The sequence below is a fragment of the Pseudomonas sp. PAMC 26793 genome (genome assembly GCF_000313235.1).
GTDB lineage: Bacteria > Pseudomonadota > Gammaproteobacteria > Pseudomonadales > Pseudomonadaceae > Aquipseudomonas > Aquipseudomonas yamanorum.
In genome coordinates this window covers 22,243-35,630 of the sequence record NZ_AMXG01000020.1, presented here as the reverse complement: position 1 = coordinate 35,630, position 13,388 = coordinate 22,243, and the positions used below count along the sequence as shown (strand labels likewise).

Annotated in this window: 12 protein-coding genes; 3 read left to right on the top strand and 9 right to left on the bottom strand. The window is 62.3% G+C overall.

Annotated features, from left to right (window positions below):
- Positions 1–405: 405 nt before the first annotated feature.
- From D109_RS0106515 to D109_RS0106500, 4 genes are read right to left on the bottom strand one after another with little or no spacing between them, the layout of a single operon-like run.
- On the bottom strand, positions 406–1,350 hold the full coding sequence (locus D109_RS0106515) for an aldo/keto reductase (RefSeq protein ID WP_017476221.1): 945 nt from the start codon (positions 1,348–1,350) through the stop codon (positions 406–408).
- A gap of 12 nt (positions 1,351–1,362) precedes the next feature.
- On the bottom strand, positions 1,363–2,742 hold the full coding sequence (locus D109_RS0106510; protein ID WP_026077817.1) for an efflux transporter outer membrane subunit: 1,380 nt from the start codon (positions 2,740–2,742) through the stop codon (positions 1,363–1,365).
- A gap of 18 nt (positions 2,743–2,760) precedes the next feature.
- Complete coding sequence (locus tag D109_RS0106505) at positions 2,761–4,215, bottom strand: MFS transporter (RefSeq protein ID WP_017476219.1); 1,455 nt, start codon at positions 4,213–4,215, stop codon at positions 2,761–2,763.
- Positions 4,212–5,243: an HlyD family secretion protein gene (locus tag D109_RS0106500; RefSeq protein WP_017476218.1), complete on the bottom strand. Its 1,032-nt coding sequence runs from the start codon at positions 5,241–5,243 to the stop codon at positions 4,212–4,214. Before D109_RS0106500 ends, D109_RS0106505 begins: the two co-directional genes overlap by 4 nt.
- Before the next feature lie 104 nt (positions 5,244–5,347).
- Here D109_RS0106500 and D109_RS0106495 point away from each other — a divergent pair, with 104 nt between their 5' ends.
- Positions 5,348–5,971, top strand: a complete 624-nt coding sequence (locus D109_RS0106495; RefSeq protein ID WP_017476217.1) for a TetR/AcrR family transcriptional regulator — start codon at positions 5,348–5,350, stop codon at positions 5,969–5,971.
- Positions 5,968–6,483, top strand: coding sequence for a G/U mismatch-specific DNA glycosylase (gene mug / locus D109_RS0106490; protein ID WP_017476216.1), 516 nt, complete (start codon positions 5,968–5,970; stop codon positions 6,481–6,483). The genes D109_RS0106495 and mug overlap by 4 nt, the downstream gene beginning before the upstream one ends.
- On the opposite strand, the gene D109_RS0106485 is transcribed toward mug, so the two are convergent.
- From D109_RS0106485 to D109_RS0106470, 4 genes are read right to left on the bottom strand one after another with little or no spacing between them, the layout of a single operon-like run.
- Positions 6,480–7,598, bottom strand: a complete 1,119-nt coding sequence (locus D109_RS0106485) for an agmatine/peptidylarginine deiminase (RefSeq protein ID WP_017476215.1) — start codon at positions 7,596–7,598, stop codon at positions 6,480–6,482. The genes mug and D109_RS0106485 overlap by 4 nt on opposite strands.
- Positions 7,599–7,618: 20 nt before the next feature.
- Complete coding sequence (locus tag D109_RS0106480; protein ID WP_026077816.1) at positions 7,619–8,707, bottom strand: extracellular solute-binding protein; 1,089 nt, start codon at positions 8,705–8,707, stop codon at positions 7,619–7,621.
- A 1-nt stretch (position 8,708) separates the two neighbouring features.
- A complete protein-coding gene (gene aguB, locus D109_RS0106475) occupies positions 8,709–9,602 on the bottom strand; it encodes an N-carbamoylputrescine amidase (protein WP_017476213.1) in 894 nt (297 codons plus the stop codon).
- Between the two features lie 4 nt (positions 9,603–9,606).
- Entirely contained in the window at positions 9,607–10,659 is a 1,053-nt protein-coding gene (locus D109_RS0106470; protein WP_017476212.1) for an agmatine/peptidylarginine deiminase, read from the bottom strand.
- 134 nt (positions 10,660–10,793) lie between these two features.
- Here D109_RS0106470 and D109_RS0106465 point away from each other — a divergent pair, with 134 nt between their 5' ends.
- Positions 10,794–11,663 carry a LysR substrate-binding domain-containing protein gene (locus tag D109_RS0106465; RefSeq protein ID WP_017476211.1) on the top strand — a complete coding sequence of 290 codons (870 nt, stop codon included), beginning with the start codon at positions 10,794–10,796 and terminating at the stop codon, positions 11,661–11,663.
- Here the strand turns inward: D109_RS0106465 and D109_RS01000000131750 are convergent.
- Positions 11,660–13,333: a prolyl oligopeptidase family protein gene (locus tag D109_RS01000000131750; RefSeq protein WP_017476210.1), complete on the bottom strand. Its 1,674-nt coding sequence runs from the start codon at positions 13,331–13,333 to the stop codon at positions 11,660–11,662. The two genes, D109_RS0106465 and D109_RS01000000131750, sit on opposite strands and share 4 nt — an antisense overlap.
- Positions 13,334–13,388 lie beyond the last annotated feature (55 nt).

Here is a 13,388-nt window from a genome sequence, read left to right as displayed (position 1 = left end):
AGCTCTGTTTTCGCTCTGGTCTTTGCTTTTGCTCTTAACACTCAAGCTGTGACTGGAGTTCAGACGTGTGCTCTTGATCTGCTTTTGATCTTGATCTGACTGCCCCAATAAGCCCGAGGCCGAACGCAGGTATTGCGGAGCGGGTAAACCGGCAGGAAGCCGGTTTACCCGCTCCGGGCCATGGATGGCCCGTCGCGGCGGCCCGCGGAGCAATGCCGGAGTGAGGGAACGCCGAGCCACAGCGAGGCGCCGACAGGCGGGGCAGAGCCCTTTGCTTACTTTGGGCTGGGCCGGCATTCCGGCTTTTCCAAAGTGAGCCGCTGTAAGAGCGGAACCATAGGCAGCCGTTACCTAAATAACGGATATGTACACTCCCCAAAAACCAAAAATCACCCACGGCCAAACTCAAAACTTCTCCCGCGAAATAAACCCCAACACCCCAGTATCCATCACCGGGTTAAACCGCACCCGGGTCGTAATGTCCTTCTCAATCTCACGCATCGCCACCTGCGGCAACGTCGAAATATCCGCATCCTCCCGAATCCGCGCCGGCGTCACCGACGAAGTCAAAAACGCCACCCCACGCTGTATCGACCACGCCAATGCAACCTGAGCCGGCGTCTTCTGCACCCGCCGTGCAATCCCGGTAATCACCGGCTCATCCAACACCCGCGGCTTCATCCCATGCCCCAGCGGCGCAAACGCCAACACCACAATCCCATGCTGCTTGCAGAACTCCAGTAACTCCCACTCCGGCAGATAAGGATGTGACTCCACCTGCACCACCGCAGGCTTTATCCGCGCCACCGCCACCAGCTCCCGCAGCGTTTCCAGGCTGATATCCGACAATCCGATGGACGCGCAGCGCCCCTCATCCACCAACCGCTCCAACACTCGCCACGTCTCGATCAGCGTCACGCCCGAGTCATACAGCACATGCCCAAACGCATCCCGTGGATGCAGCTCATCACCGGGCAAAAACGCAAACGGCGTATGGACCATGTAGCAGTCGATCACCTCCACCTGAAGCCTGCGGCAGCTGGCTTCAAACGCCGGCACCACTCGCTCGGGCCGATGGTTGTTGTTCCACAGCTTGGTGGTAATGAACAACTCATCACGCCGGACTTTGCCCGCTGCCACCGCGTCGTGAAGCGCAGCCCCCACCTGCGCCTCGTTACCATAACACTCCGCACAATCGAAATGCCGAAAGCCCGCATCCACTGCATCCGTGACCGCCTGGGCGGTGGCCATCAGGTCCCTGAACAGCGTGCCGAAACCCACCGCCGGCATCGCGCCCGAGCCATGCTGTAAAGGAAAACGGGTATCGCGAAGTGCATCGTAATAGCTCATTTTTTTACTCCACTAGCGTTTGAAATCGTTGACCGAACGACCACCGAGCGCAACGAACAGGCGCACCGTGTCGAGGTGTTGGGCGGTGCTGGCGCGGATCTGCCCGAGCAAGGCCTGCTCATAGGCGCGCTGAGCCTCCAGCACTTGCAGCAGGCCGTTCTCCCCTGCCCCATAGGCTTGCTGGTTCAGGCGCAAACTGTTGTCGGCGGCCTGCAGCGCGGCGGTCTGTGCCTGGGATTCCTCGGCGTCGTGGTGGATCGCCTGCAAGGTGTCCGCAACCTGGCCGAAGGACTGGATGACAGTCTGCTGATAGTGGGCGAGCGAAGCGTTGTAGCCCTCCACCGCCGCCAGGCGTTCGGCCTTGAGGGTGCCGCCGTCAAAGATCGGCCCCGCCAGCCCGGCGGCGAAACTCCAGAGTGCCGCACCGCCATTGCCCGACGCGGCCTGGGCCAATGAGGCGGACAGTTCCACATGGGGATAGAGATTGGCGGTGGCCACGCCGACCGCCGCACTGGCGGCACGCAGTTCGGCCTCGGCTTGCAGCACGTCGGGGCGATCGTGGGCCAGTTCGGACGGCAGGCTGACCGGCAACGTGGCGGCCGAGGCAAATTCAGCCAGGGTGAAGTCCGGCGCACGCCAATCCGCCGGGCCCTTGCCCGCCAAGATCGACAACGCATGCCGCGCCGCATCGCGCTGCTGGGCCAGTGGCGGCAACAGCGTGCGGTCCTGCGCCAGCCGCGTTTCGGCCAGGGACACGTCCAGCTGCGTCGCCGCACCACTGTGTTGTGCCGCACGCACGAGTTCGAGGTTTTTCGCATCGGTGGCGAGCAAGGTCTGCACCGCTCCCATCTGTGCGCTGGCCGAGGCCATCAACAGCGCCTGGCTGGCGACGTCGCCCGTCAGCGTCAGGTACGCCGCTTCGAAGCGATGCTGCTGGAGATCGGCAAAGGCCTGCTGCTGCTCGACCCGGCGCTGGTTGCCGCCGAATACGTCGAGGTCGAAACTGACCTGCGGCCCGACGCCATAGAAATTCGCCACCGCTGGCCGAGCGGCGTTATGCACGCGCTGGCGGCCCGCTTGCGCGGCAAAAGCCACCTGCGGGAAAAGCGCCCCCTCCGCCGCCGCCACCGAGGCCGCGGCCTGGCGCAACGTGGCATCCGCTGCCGTCAGCTCAAGGTTGCCGGCAATCGCCCGGCGCATGACGCTGTCGAGCTGATGGGAGTGGAAGGTCGACCACCAGTCGACGTTCACCTTCTGGTTGAACGAAACGTGCTGTTCAGCCTGCACGTCATAGTGCTGCGAAGCGCTAACGGACGGCGCCTTATAGTCCGGGCCAACCGAACACGCGGACAGGGTCATAACGGCCGTGATAACAAGCCCATGGGATTTCATTACGCACACTCCGGAAAACTAGTGGGTCGTGACAGGTTTACGCAGCAGCAGCACCAGCGGGCTCACCACCAGCATCGCCCACAGCAGGATCTTGAATTGGCCGAGCACCGCGATGAAAGCGGCCTGGCCGGTGATGGCTTCGTTCAGCGCAACGAATGCAGCCAGGGAGGTCGATGCCGGGACCGCATGCACGGTCAGGTGGCTGGCCAGCGCCACGTGCATCGCCTGGGTGTTGTTGAAGAAGAACCACTGCACCACCGCCACGCCGAGGGTGCTGCCGTAGACGCGGGACAGGTTGAACAGTCCGCTGCCTTCGGGGCGCAAGGTCGGGTCGAGGGTGCTGAACGCCACCCGGGAAAGCGCCGGCATCAGCATCCCCAGGCCGGCCCCTTGGATCGCGCCGGATACCGCCACCGGCCAGCCGTCCATCAGCGGTGAATAGCCAAGCATCGAGTGGTTGGCGTAGATCACCACGGCAATGCCGGCGACCACAAACGGGCGGCCATCGAGATGCGCGGGTACCCGGTTCATCAGCCAGAACGCACCCAGCAAGCCCAAGCCACGGGGAATGGTGAGGAAGCCTGTGGTGTCCGGCGGGAAGCCGAGCAGTTCATCCAGCATCGGCGAGGTCATCGCCATGGTCGGCAGCAGCACGAAGCCGACCGCGAAGAAGATGAGAGTCGACAGCACGAAGTTACGGTCACGCAGTAACCCCTTGCTGATGAAGTGTGTGCTGGCGGTAAACCGGTGCACTGTGAACAGGTAGAAACCCAGGGCACTGCCTGCGGCTTCCAGCCAGATTTCCGGCGAGTCGAACCACTCCAGGCGTTGGCCACGGTCGAGGAGCATTTGCAGGCCAATGACACCGAGGGTAAAGCTGCCGAACCCGAAGAAATCAAATGCCGGTGCGTTGGCGGCCTTCGTCTCTTCCTGCAACAACGCCACGATCAGCGCGATGCAGGCCAGCAGCGGCAGGCTGGCGTAGAACATCCAGTGCCAGCCGAAATGCTCGCTGATCCAACCGCCAATCGCCGGGCCGCTGACGATGCCCAGCAGCCCGATGGCCGTCCACAATGGGCCAAATTTTGGCCGTCGTGCCGGTGTCAATGTCTCGAGAGCGATGGCCATCGACAGAGGTGCCAATACGCCGCTGGCAGCCCCCTGGATGATCCGTGCGCCGACGAATTGCAGCGAGGTGGTGGCCTGTGTCGCGAGCAGCAGGCCGAGGGCGAGGATCACCATCGCCGCCTGGTAAACCGCCTTCACGCCGAAGCGCGCAGCAAGCCACTGAGCCACCGGCAACGTAATCGCGCTGGCCGCCAGGTACGACGTGAAGATCCACCCCGCCTCGTCATCCGTCATCGACAAACTGCCCTGCACAAACCGCAGGGCCGAGTTCGGCAGCGACACGTTGACCACCTGCAACCAGGTCACCAGCAAAGCCCCAAACCGGAGAGTACGTGCGCCATTCATGGGCCGGTCCTGATATCAACCGTCACCGTGGCGCTGGTGCCGGAGAACAGCGGCAAGTCCGCGTTGGCATCGTCCAGTTCCAGGCGCACCGGCACCCGCTGCACCACCTTGACCCAGTTGCCGGTGGCGTTTTCCGGCGGCAGTAGCGCGAAGTCGGCCCCGGCGCCCGGGCTCAGGCTGGTGATGTGCGCCTTGAAGGGATGGTCCGGGTAGGTGTCGAGTTTGATGGTTGCCTGCTGACCGGCGCGCATATGGGTCATCTGGGTTTCGCGGAAGTTGGCTTCAACCCAGGTGCGACGTGGCGACAACAAGGCGAAGGCCGGCGCGCCGTTGTTCAGGTAGTCGCCGACCTGCACGTCATCCACCTTGGCCACCACGCCGTCGTCGGGTGCATAGACCGTCGCGTACGAGAGGTAGAGTTGCGCCTCGTCGAGCTGCGCCTTGGCCTCGCGAATCGCCGGGTGACGGTCGATTTCAATGTTTGGATTGCCGTTCAAGGCCACCACGGTATTGGCGATCTGCTGCTCGATGGACGCCACGCGTTGCCGGGAAACTTTCAGGTCGGTATCGGCCCGCTCGAACACGGCCTGGGACACAAACTCGGTGGCCACCAGGGCCTTTTTGCGGGCGAACTCCTTCTGGTCGAAACCCGCCGATTCCTTGGCCGCCTGCAACTCGGCCTGCTGTTGTCGGTAGCTGGCCTTGAGGCCTTCGATCCGCAGGCGCGCCACGCTCAATTGAGCCTGCGCACGCTCGATCGCGACCTGGAACGGCTCGGGGTTGATACGCAGCAGTACCTGCCCCTTGTGTACCGACTGGTTGTCTTCCACGGCGATCTCCACGACCTGCCCGGATACCCGCGCATTGATCGACGCCTTCGCCACTCGGGCATACGCGTTATCGGTGGATACGTACGGCGCATCCTTGAGGTAATACACATACCCGGCCGCTGCAATGAGTACCGGAAAGCCCACCATCAACAGTGAACGCCAGGGGGTGCGGGTCGTGTTTTCCAACGCATTGCTCATGATCGAATCACCTTTGCTGAGCCCGGGATTTCTGAGGCTTTAATTTTGTGCAATGATGTAAGAATATCGACCCACCCACCTCTACTCAAGGATTTTTGTACGTCATGGCACAAAAAAAGATCACAGAGGCAAAAGGCCGTGGCCGCCCACGTGCCTACGACCCCGAAACGGCAATGCAAAAAGCCCTCGGGGTGTTTTGGAGTACGGGGTATTCCGGCGCCTCACTGGACAGCATCGCCACCGCCGCCGGGATGAACCGGCCAAGCCTGTATGCGGCGTTCGGCGACAAACACGCGATCTACCTCAAGGCGCTTGAGCAGTATTGGGGCCTCGCTTCAGCGGCCATCGACGAGGCGCTGGACGACCCGAGCCTGACCCTGGCAGAGGCGTTGATGCGCTTATATGAAGGCCAGTTGTCGATCTACTTTTCGGGGGATGGCGAGCCACGGGGCTGCTTTATCATCGGCACCGCCACCACGGAAGCGGTCGAGGATGCCGAGATTCGTGCCGTGCTTTTGCAGCGCCTCGACGCACTCGACGCCCATCTCGAAACCCGCCTGCGCACGGCCATTGAGGCCGGTGAATTGAAAGGTGGTGCAGACCCGGCGGCTGTCGCGGTACTCGCGGCCTCTTTGGTGCACAGCCTTTCGATTCGCGCACGGGCGGGCAAACCCCACGCCGAGCTGATCGCCCTGGCGCGCAATGCCGTGCAGGTCATCTGCGGATGAAGGAAGGCCTGGAAGACATTCTGGCCGAGCACCTGGCCGTGATTTTCTGCGGCATAAACCCCGGCCTGAAGGCCGCCGCCACCGGCCATCACTTCATGGGCAGGAGCAACCGGTTCTGGCGCACGCTGCACCTGGCCGGGTTTACGCCCCATGAAGTGCAGCCGGAAAACGACCGCACGATCCTGCAGTACCAGTGCGGACTGACCACGGTGGTGGAGCGGCCTACGGCCCGTGCGGATCAGTTGTCAGCGGATGAATTCAGGGCAGCAGCGGTGAGTTTTGAACGCAAGATCGCACGTTATGCGCCACGGTATGTGGCGTTTCTGGGAAAGGCAGCCTATAGCACGTTGAGCGGGCAGAAGCAGATTGCCTGGGGGCTTCAACCGCATACCCTGGGGCATGCAGCTGTGTGGGTTCTGCCCAATCCCAGCGGGAGAAACCTGGGCTTTACCCAGGCCCAGCTGGTCGAGGCGTACCGTCATCTGAAGCTGGCATTGGACGCCCCGGCCTAAACCACCGGCTGGTGACTGGTCACACAATGAATCCCCCCACCACCCGCCGCGATTGCATCGATATTGAGTTGCACCACCTCGCGCTCCGGGTAGAGCCTGGACAGTAGCTCAAAGGCTTTTGCGTCGGCCAACTTGTCGCCGAACTCGGGTGCGATCACCGCCCCATTGATGACGAAGTAGTTGATATAACCCGGCGCGAAATCCGGATTGTTCCGACTGAACCGGCTCTTGCGTGGATTAAGCGGCGGCGACACGGTGTGCACCTGCAGCGGCCGTCCGTCCGCATCGGTGGCCTGCTTGAGGATGTCGAGGTGCGCCAGCGTGACCTTGTGATCATAGGACTCGGGGTCGGTGTCGAGGTTGGCAATCACCACGCCTGGCTTGACGAAGCGTGCATAAAAATCGACGTGGGCATCGGTGATGTCTTTGCCCTTGATGCCCGGCAGCCAGATGATTTTGCGCAGGCCCAGGCGTTCCTTCAGCTCGGCCTCGACATCCGCCTTGCTCCAGCCCGGATTGCGGTTGGCATTGATCCAACTGCTTTCGGTCATGATCCCGGTGCCGTGGCCATCCACCTCGATGGCGCCGCCCTCGCCCACCAGTTCGCTGCGAATCGGCTGGGCCTCGGTGACTTCAGCCACCAGGGCGGCCAACTGCGCATCCTCGGCGTGCTGTTGTTTATTGCCCCAGCCGTTGAAGTTGAAATCCACCGCACCCAACCCGCCCTGGCCATCGACGACAAAATTGGCGCCGGTGTCGCGCATCCAGATGTCGTCCAGTTCCGTGATCACGAATGTGGTGTTGTGGGTGCCGCATTTTTCTTCGGCCAGCACCCGCTCCTCCTCGCGGCAGAACACGGTCACCGGCTCGTGGCGGGCGATGGCGCGGGCGATCCGGCCCAGGGCTTCTTGCACATCCGGCGTGAAGTCTTCGTGAATGGCCTCCTGCGCGCCAAAGGCGATGAACGCTTGCTGATGTTTTTCACCTTCGTCCGGCATGATCCAGCTCCCCTTTTTGGCGGCCTGTACCCAGCCTGGGCCCAACCCGAAAGACGCGGCTGCGCCCAAGGTGGCGACCACCGATGCCTGTTTGATGAATTCGCGACGTGTTGCCATAAGTGCCTCTGGAAGTTGAATCATTTGACCGTAGCGGTCTTGAACTTGGTCCAGACCCGCATTCGCGCACGCATGTCCGCCTGGGGAATGTCCTTACCCGGGATCAGGCGCTCGAACGTGACCTCGTCCGGGTAAATCTGCAGGTTGTTGCGCATCGCCGGGTCCACCTCCGGGCGCGCCTTGGCGTTCGCGGTGGGGTAACCGGTGAAGTTACTGATCGCCGCCATGTTCTCCGGGCGCATCACGAAGTTGATGAACGCGTAGGCGTACTCCGGATGCCGGGCATCGACCGGGATCGCCATGGTGTCCATCCACACCGTCGTGCCTTCGCGGGGGATGTGATAGTCGAACCTGACCTTTTTGCCGGCAGCATCCGCCGCCCGCTGTGCCTGGGTCATGTCGCCGCTGTAGCCGAGGGACAGGCACAGGTTGCCGTTCACCAGGTCGGTCACCGGTTGCGACTGGAACTTGCGAATGTAAGGCCGCAGCTTGAGCAATAGCTCGCTGGCGGCGGCCAGGTCTGCCGGCTTGGCACTGCGTGGGTCACGCCCCAAATAGTTGAGTGCTACCGCCAGCACTTCGTCCGGTGAGTCGATCAGGGAAATCCCGCAGTCGGCGAACCTGGCGGCCAGCTCCGGCTTGAACAACAGGTCGAGGCTGTTGACCGGCGCATCCGGCAGGCGCTGCTTGATTTGCTCGGTGTTGTAGGTCAGGCCGATGGTGCCCCAGGTGTAGGGAACGGTGGCGGTGTTCGAGTAGGTGTAGTGCGTGCGCAGCTTCTGCAAACCGGGCTCGATGTCATTCAGGGCGGTGAGCCTGGACTGATCCAGCGGTTGCAGGCTGCCCGCACGCATGAGCCGTTCGCCCACGGTGTCGCCTGGGAAGATCAGGTCATATCCGCTGCCGCCGGCCATCAGCTTGGCCTCCAGGGTTTCGCTGCCGTCCATCACATCGTAGATCACCTTGATCCCGGTTTCGGCGGTAAACCGCGACAACGTGTCCTCGGCGAAGTAATCGGCCCAGTTGTAGAGCTTCAGGGTCTTTTCTTCGGCGTGCAGCGACGGCGCCAGCGCCAGGCAGCAGAGCAACAGCGTGCAAGGCATCTTCATGTCAAAGCCCTCGGTAGGTGTGGTGACCATCCAGACTCAACAGCCCGCCATACATTTCCGGGCGACGGTCGCGGTAGATGCCCCAGGTCAGGCGGTCCTCGCGCATCGCCGCCAGGTCCAGGCGGTGCACCAGCACACCGGTGCTGTCGCGGTCCGCTTCGGCGAGCAACTTGCCCTTGTGATTGCAGATGAAGGACGAGCCGTAGAAGTCCATCTGCAAGGTCGGGTCGGTGGTCGCCACCTCGCGGCCGACACGGTTCGAAGCGACCACCGGCACGAGGTTGGCAGCCGCATGCCCACGCATGGTCATCTGCCAATGGTCCCGGGAATCCAGGGCCGCGCAGCCCGGCTCAGAGCCGATCGCCGTGGGAAACAGCAACACTTCGGCGCCCATCAGCGCCAGGCAGCGCGCGGTCTCGGGGAACCACTGATCCCAGCAGATGCCCAGGCCGATGCGCCCGAACGCCGTGTCCCAGACCCGAAAGCCGGTATCGCCGGGGCTGAAGTATTCCTTCTCCTTATAACCGATGGCGTTGGGGATATGGGTCTTGCGGTACACCCCGAGTAACTGCCCATCCGCATCGGCCACGCTCAGTGAGTTGAAACAGGCATTGCCAGCCTTTTCGAACCAACTGAGGGGCAGCACCACCCCCAATTCCCGGGCCAGGGCGGCGAAGCGTTTGAGCACCGCGCTGTGCCGGTATTCCTGCGCCAGCGCGAGGTGTTTGTGATGCTGCTCGATGCAAAAATACGGGGTGGCAAACAGCTCCTGCAGCAGGATCACTTGCGCGCCTTTGCTGGCCGCATCACGCACCAATTGTTCTGCCAGATCCAGGTTGTTCGGCAGGTCCCAGGTGCAGGGCATTTGCGTGACAGCAATCGTCAGTACGGACATGGCATCACCCCTTTACCGGCCAGGCGGGTTGCTGCTGGGTGATGCAATGCACCCCGCCGCCGCCGTGGGCCAGGTGATTGATCCGTACCGGCACCACCACGCGCCCCGGGAACGCCTGGGCCAATACATCGGCGGCCACCTGGTCGGCGTCAATGCCATAGGCCGGCATGATGATCGCGTCGTTAGCGAGGTAAAAGTTGGTGTAGGAGGCGCAAAACACTTCGGCCTCGGTGTCTACGGCGTCGGTGGCTTCATACAGCTCGATCAGCTCGAAGCGCCGGCCCTGGGCGTCGGTGGCCAACTCCAGGGCCCGGCGATTTTCCCGTACCACCTCGGCGTACACCGAGTGTTTGTCGTGGGTGGCGTCCACCAGCAACACGCCCGGACGGGCGAAGGCGCACACGCCATCCACATGGCCGTCGGTCATGTCGCCGGTCACATGGTCGGGATCCCCTGGCAGCCAGATGGTTTTTTTCACGCCCAGCAAACGCGTGAAGATCGCCTCGATCTCGGCCTTGGTCATCCCAGGGTTACGGTTGGGATTGAGCAACACCGATTCGGTGGTAATCAACGTGCCCTCGCCGTCCACATGAATCGCGCCGCCTTCGTTGCTCAACGGCGTGCCGAAGCATTCCGTGCCTATGTGATTGAGCACGCGGCGGGCCAGGCTTTCGTCCAGGTCATGGGCCGACTTGCCACCCCATGCATTGAAGCGCCAGCTCACACCGGCGAGGCCCTGTTGCGAGTGGCACACAAAGCTCGGGCCGGAGTCGCGACACCAACTGTCGTCCACCGCCACTTCGATCAGTGCAATGTTCGGCCCGCACAATGCCCTGGCGCTGGCGACGGCCGAAGGGTCAACGATCATTTTCACCGGTTCAAAACGCGCGATGGCATTGGCGACACGGGCAAAGTCCTCCTGCACCAGCGGCAACGTAACGCCCCAGCCAGACTCCCAAAGCGCCTGGTTATGCGGCCAGACCATCCACGTCGCCGCATGCCTGGCCCACTCCGCCGGCATCCACCAGCCACTGTCCTGAATTTCATTCTGCTGCATGACAAATACCTTTGAGTTAAGTCATTGTGTTCAATGAAAACTGTCTGCTAGGTCTTGGCATGCATGCTACGGCTGTAAAAACGGGCAAACAAACGATGGATTTTGTGGAAAACTGATTAGAGGAACTTATCAGCATGCTTAACCATTGGCCGCCCCTGGGCACCCTCCGCGGCTTCGAAGCCGCCGCCCGGCTGGGCAGTTTCCACAAGGCCGCCGAGGAACTGCACCTCACCCAATCGGCAATCAGCCAGCAAATTCGCAGCCTTGAGGCGTACCTAGAACAGCCGCTGTTTTTCCGCAGTGGGCGCAGCGTCAGCCTGACCGATGCCGGGCACGATTTCCTCAGCACCACCCAGGCGTTATTGCAGCAATTGGCCGTGGGGGTTCGTCGCCTGGGGCAGTACCGCAAACCCAATCAACTGGTGCTCAACACCACGCCAACCTTCGCCCGCCACTGGCTGTTGCCGCGCCTGGAAGATTTCCGCCGCCAGCACCCTGAAGTGGACCTGTGGATATTCAGCACCGACGAAGTCCCGGACATGGCCAGCCAGACCATCGACCTCGCCGTGCGCGACGACATCAGTTCCCAAGCCGAATGCAGCTTCAAGGTGCTGCATGCCGACCGCCTTTTCCCGGCGTGCCATCCGCGCGTGTTGGCACTGCCCAAGGAGCAACGCACCACCCTCCACGGCGAGCGGGAGATGGATTGGAGCCATTGGGCGGTAGAGGCCGGGATTGATGTGGGCCAGAAGGATCAGGGGCTGAATTTCTCTGACCCCGGGCTGTTGCTGGATGCGGCGTGTACGGGGTTGGGGATTGCGCTGGTCAGCCGGTTATTGAGTCGCCAGGCGCTGGAGAGCGGGCTATTGCAGCCGCTGGTAGAGGCAACCATTCGCGGCCCAAACTGGGCCTTGCTGACCCACCGTGACAGCGAGAACAACCCGCTGGCACGGTGCTTCAGTGAATGGTTGATCGGCAATCTGGCAACTGCCGGCGCCGGTTAGTCGCGGCTGACGCTCAGCTTCTCCCACAAAAAGCTGTAGACCAGCGCACTCATATGCGCAGCCTGCGCATTGTCTGCCGCCCCGCCGTGCCCACCTTCGATATTTTCGTAGTACGTCACGTCCTTGCCGGCATCGATCATCTTCGCCGCCAGTTTGCGGGCGTGGGCTGGATGCACACGGTCATCGCGGGTCGAGGTCAGGAAAAACACCGGCGGGTAGGCCTTCGCCGGATCGAACAGGTGGTACGGCGAAAACGTCTGGATGTACGCCCACTCTTCAGGCTCGTCCGGATTGCCGTATTCCCCCATCCACGACGCTCCGGCCAACAAGAGGTGATAGCGCTGCATGTCGAGCAGGGGCACCTGGGAGACGATTGCACCGAACAGTTCCGGGTATTGGGTCAGCATATTGCCGACCAACAGACCACCGTTACTGCCACCCTCCGCGCCCAAGTAGCGGGGCGAAGTAATCCCGCGGTCGATCAGGTCACGGGCCACCGCGGCAAAATCTTCATAGGCCCGCGGACGGTTCTGCTTGAGTGCCGCCTGGTGCCAGCGAGGACCGTATTCACCGCCACCGCGAATGTTGGCAACCACATACACCCCGCCTTTCGAGAGCCAGGCGCGGCCTACTTCACCGGAGTAATGCGGGGTCAGGGAGTATTCAAAGCCGCCGTAGCCATAGAGCAAGGTCGGCGCCGTGCCGTTGCGCGGCAAGTCTTTCTCGCACACCACGAAATACGGCACACGGGTGCCATCCCTGGAGACCGCAAAGTGCTGCTCGATCATGTGCTGGCTGGAATCGAAAAATGCCGGCAAGGTTTTCAGTACCTCGGGCGGATGACCGATCTCGGCCAGCGATAAGGTGGTCGGCGTCAGGTAGTCAGTGGTCACCAGCCAGACGGCATCACTGTCGTCGCTGTCCACCGCGCTGGCATACACCGTCCCCATGCCGGGCGCGCCGGTGAACTCGCTGCGCTGCCATCCGTTCGCGCCGGGAGTCAGCACACTGAGGCGATTCTTGACGTGATCCAGTACGTTCAGCACCAGGTGATTCAGCGTCCAGAAAAACCCCGCCAGCGAGGTGCTGTCCGTAGGAGCGAACAGCACGTCGAAATCCCGCTGGCCTGCCATGAAGCGATCAAACCGGATCGCCAGCAAAGAGCCGGCCGCAAACACCTCATCGAGCGCCCAGTCCTCCCGCAGTTCCAGCAGCAGCCAGTCTTTGTACACCGACTTTTCCGCCGAGTTCGGCGCGTCGATTTTGCTTAACTGGTTGTCGCTGCCCCGCAGGTACAGCTCGTTGTTGTAGAACGCCAGCGTGCGGCTGACGAAGTCACGCTCATGGCCGGGCGTGTCGTCGTGCATCGCCGCGATGTACATATCATCCAGCCTGCCTTCGTAGACAACACAGGCGGCACTCAGCGGCGTACCGCGCTGCCACTGTTTGACGATGCGCGGGTAGCCGGAGCGGGTCATCGTCCCTTCACCAAAATCGGTGAAGACATAGACGTTGTCACGGTCGATCCAGCCCAGGCCGCCCTTGGACTCGGGCAACTGAAAGCCGTCCTCGACCCAGGTCTTGCTGGCCAGATCAAACTCCCGGGTGACATTCGCATCGGCGCCGCCGCGGGACAGCGCCAGCAGGCAGCGCTGGTAGTCCGGGCGCAAGAATCAGCACCGTGCCACACCCAGTTTTCGCCTTCGGCGGCGTTCAATGCATCCA

Excerpts from the sequence above, each read along its gene's own strand:
- D109_RS0106495 (WP_017476217.1), top strand. The coding sequence starts at position 5,348 with ATGGCACAAAAAAAGATCACAGAGGCAAAAGGCCGTGGCCGCCCACGT.
- D109_RS0106500 (WP_017476218.1), bottom strand. The coding sequence starts at position 5,243 with ATGAGCAATGCGTTGGAAAACACGACCCGCACCCCCTGGCGTTCACTG.
- D109_RS0106480 (WP_026077816.1), bottom strand. The coding sequence starts at position 8,707 with ATGAAGATGCCTTGCACGCTGTTGCTCTGCTGCCTGGCGCTGGCGCCG.
- mug (WP_017476216.1), top strand. The coding sequence starts at position 5,968 with ATGAAGGAAGGCCTGGAAGACATTCTGGCCGAGCACCTGGCCGTGATT.
- D109_RS0106470 (WP_017476212.1), bottom strand. The coding sequence starts at position 10,659 with ATGCAGCAGAATGAAATTCAGGACAGTGGCTGGTGGATGCCGGCGGAG.
- D109_RS0106485 (WP_017476215.1), bottom strand. The coding sequence starts at position 7,598 with ATGGCAACACGTCGCGAATTCATCAAACAGGCATCGGTGGTCGCCACC.
- aguB (WP_017476213.1), bottom strand. The coding sequence starts at position 9,602 with ATGTCCGTACTGACGATTGCTGTCACGCAAATGCCCTGCACCTGGGAC.
- D109_RS0106505 (WP_017476219.1), bottom strand. The coding sequence starts at position 4,215 with ATGAATGGCGCACGTACTCTCCGGTTTGGGGCTTTGCTGGTGACCTGG.
- D109_RS0106465 (WP_017476211.1), top strand. The coding sequence starts at position 10,794 with ATGCTTAACCATTGGCCGCCCCTGGGCACCCTCCGCGGCTTCGAAGCC.
- D109_RS0106510 (WP_026077817.1), bottom strand. The coding sequence starts at position 2,742 with ATGAAATCCCATGGGCTTGTTATCACGGCCGTTATGACCCTGTCCGCG.
- D109_RS0106515 (WP_017476221.1), bottom strand. The coding sequence starts at position 1,350 with ATGAGCTATTACGATGCACTTCGCGATACCCGTTTTCCTTTACAGCAT.